The 3,576-nt window shown below is 42.0% G+C and carries 2 protein-coding genes; both read right to left on the bottom strand.

What is annotated here, in order from left to right; all coding sequences use genetic code 11:
• Positions 1-107: 107 nt before the first annotated feature.
• Positions 108-485 (bottom strand): hypothetical protein, encoded by a 378-nt coding sequence (locus tag ACFRAK_RS27330; protein ID WP_387605021.1) that lies wholly within the window; start codon positions 483-485, stop codon positions 108-110.
• Positions 486-514: 29 nt separating this feature from the next.
• Entirely contained in the window at positions 515-2,923 is a 2,409-nt protein-coding gene (locus tag ACFRAK_RS27325) for a hypothetical protein (RefSeq protein WP_394572931.1), read from the bottom strand.
• Positions 2,924-3,576 lie beyond the last annotated feature (653 nt).

The following is a 3,576-nucleotide window of genomic DNA, read 5'->3' as shown; positions in this document are numbered from 1 at the left end:
ACCATTCAACCTGATAACCGACTGATTGAAAAAATAAAAGCAGTGCCCCGAGAGCACCGCCAATCATTGCTACATATTGTTTTGCCTTATCCATAAAAAAAGCTCCTTTATTTTATAAATGTTACGATTGCTGCGATAATACCGGCAGCTCCACCCGTGCCAAAAATGCTGAAGAAAATTTTCTCTCTAGTATCCATTTTTTTAATGGCAATGTCCTTTTCGGTTTGATACTCGAATTCAGCTTGTTTTAAAACATGATCAGCAAAAGGTTTAAGCAAATCCCTAGTCTCTTTCCCATCTTTCATTACGGTCACTTCCAATTCCTTTTGGCCCTTTTGAACACCCATAAGATCGGTTTTAAGTGAAGATATTTCTCGTTTGAATGTTGCTTGTTCTAATTCCAAACCTTCTAACCTTGGTAAAATATTTTCGTTGATTGTCTGATCATGTTCTTGGACCTTCTTTTCCACATTAAATTCCTCCAATGTCCATGACCCCCTTTAATAAATTCTCTCTATATATTTATCTTTGCTTCTAGAGCTGCTAGTCGTGCTTCTAGGTTGGATATCTTCTCATCTTGAGACTTGACTTGCTCTTTTAGTAAAGTGATTTCCTCTTTCTGATCACGTACAACAGGAATAAGCAAAGTCCAAAGGCGGTCATACATTAGCCCCTCTACTTCGCGAGTTCCATCTTTATTAAATTCGTATGTCGCATATTCCGGAAGTCCTGCCGCTATAACATCTTCAGTGATTAAGCCTGAAACTCGTTCTAATTGGGGAATATCAAGTTCTGCCCAATCAACAACTTCACCAGCATGCTCCCTTGTAAGTGCATCGGCATAAGCTTCCGTAGCTGCTTTGTCATACCATGTTTTAGGATTAAGGTCTAATATCTTGTATGGGTCCACTTTCGAATTATCAATTTCTAGCTTATATTTAGTAGCCGATGTTGTCCGACCAATTACCCCAGACGATGTTACATACATATTGGCTGCAGGAGAATATGTACGGTTGAACACGCTAATTGACTGAACGTATGGACTTGTAGCATCGGAGCCCAGGTGCATCTCTGTCCCACCTGCTGTGTTCAGTAAAGACAGTTTTCCTTCGGCTTCGTAACTTCCACCACTGTTTTGAATCACATATCGGTTACCTGTGATATAAAAATTACCTGTTAACCCAATTGTGGCTCGTCTAGTATCTCCTGTGAAGAATTGAAGTTGTCCATTAGCGTCACTACCATCATCGGGTGACTCTTGAATCTTCCAGCCATTACCGCCTTTCCTAAATGTCATAAGTTTAACATTTATAATGGGTTTATCATTCATATCTAAACCTTCGTCAACGTGCATGATAATTGAACCTTTACCTTTTCCGTCATACCACGCCGTATACCTAGGGTTTATATAAGTATTGTACAGACGTGAACCATCTAGGTTTTGCCTTTCTAGATTGACCCATCCACCGAAGAAAGAGTAACCCTTCCATTTTTGCTTAGTATGCGTTGATTTTACCGTTAGAAATCCGTCCTCTATCTCTGCCGTGACAGGCACGTTTGATTCTGATTCGTCGAACGTAGCCCCATTACTTGTTATAGATCCGGAAAACGTACCTGTAGCGCCGTCTAGAGTACCTTTTAACGTTACATTACCGTCAGGGTCTACTATGAATTTACCACCTGCTAAGTCCATAGTTACACCTGTTATATCGCCAGCTTTAACACTACCAAGGTTTGCAGATAGGGCAGAAAGTTCCTTAATATAAGCCTGAATTGTAGTAACTATATCAGCAGATATCCTTCCACCATCGATTAATGTAGTACCAGTTTTAACCCAACCATTAACTAATAACCCATTTTCAAAACCGTATTGTTCACCTTGTGTAGCCGGTCGTACTTTGACAGAATCAAACTGGATTGTCTTAGCTGTGATTGGTCTGAAACTTGCCCATGCTCCCATTGGATAAATCGTGTATCCTGTATATCCTGCTGGAGTCGTTTTAGAAGGTTGTTTTATAACCTCCGTTATGGTATACCACTTGTTTAACACTGGATCTGGAATATAATTCTTGAAGTCTATCCTCGTGTCACTGTCGACTGAGGCTTCCATTCTTATAAGAACCCCAGCACTATCAATAGTTCCAGCAGTTAATTTAAACGTGACTTCCAGAGCCAAATACTGACTGTAAGGTACATTTGTCACTTGTTTATTCATATAACCCTGCACACCATCGGTGACAGACCACTGAACAGCGTTACCACTAGAATTGTCTGACGCTACCTTTGTAGGTGCAGTACCTGTTTGACCAGAATAACCAACTGGTAACGTTCCAGTCCAATCTAGGAAATTACTATTCTTACCAAAAAGCATAGACTCGTCAGCTACTGGACCTCTAGGTCCTGTTAAACCAGTTTGACCCTGTGGTCCTTGTGGTCCAGTTGCGCCAGTATTTCCTGTAGGTCCTTGCGGTCCAGTTGCGCCAGTATTTCCTGTAGGTCCTTGCGGTCCCGTAGAACCAGTTGCACCCGTATCACCTTTATCCCCTTTAATAAGAACCCATTTATATTTCGCTGGGTCCGTAGAATCGGCAGATACAAAATCCGTATATTGTCCGATATAGGTTTTTCCTGTTGAGTCGGATACCAAGAATCCAGTGGTTCCCGTTGCATTGGTCGCATAGGCAATATGGAGATATGACGTTTGACCGTTTGCTCCTGTAGGCCCCTGGATACCCTGGGTTCCGTCAGCTCCTTTAATTAGCGTCCATTTATATTTTGTCGGATCTGTGCTATCAGCAGCGATACTGTCCACGTACATGCCGATATAGGTTTTTCCTGCTGAATCACTCACAGCACGTGAGATTATCATTGTTTCAGCAAAATGATAAAATGTCTTTAGTTGGCGGAGGTACACTGATTCCATGGGCATTGATACCTGCCGCGGCAATATGTAACGTCAGTCCCTTTGAACTTGCCCGCCGAAACCTGCTTCCGGTAACCATTGGTTTGGCAGTTACTACGATAGTCGCGATGTTTCTCATTTAATCGATCTGAATGGGATGTTTGTCGACTCTAATGCACGGTACGGCCTCTCTATTTCCATTCCCATATTTATAAAGAGGTTCGGTTAGTCTCACCCCGAACCCTGAAAATGACTTGGTTATCCTTCATGTTTTTTTCTTTTTATATGGAGTGAATTGAAGATATTTATGACACTCCTGCCGAATAACTGGCTAGCAGATTCCCCACAGACGTTTACTTGGAGTGGATGTCTGAAATCAATTGGAACTTTTTTAATTTGTCTACATTTAAGGTGATTGGAATGGAAGGTGCAAGACTCCTGCGGGGATAGCGCGTCTAGAGGAGACCCCCGCAGGCGCAAGCCGAGGAGGCTCCCGGACCGCCCGCGGAAAGCGAGTGCCCTTCGTTACAATCAACGTCCAAATACTAAAACCAATAAAAAACTGTAGATATACTCGAGTTTCATTGAGTTGAACTGCCCCGTAAATGTTAGACACCAACTAACATTTATGGGGTGTTTTTTATGGCCAATTTTTCTGCCGAACAGAAAATATT

It is taken from the genome of Peribacillus sp. NPDC056705 (assembly GCF_043656335.1).
The sequence above is the reverse complement of the archived record's forward strand: the minus strand, read 5'-3'. Positions and strand labels throughout refer to the sequence as shown.

Bases quoted from the DNA above. Each gene is read 5' to 3' on its own strand.
- ACFRAK_RS27325 (WP_394572931.1), bottom strand. From the start codon at position 2,923: ATGGAATCAGTGTACCTCCGCCAACTAAAGACATTTTATCATTTTGCT.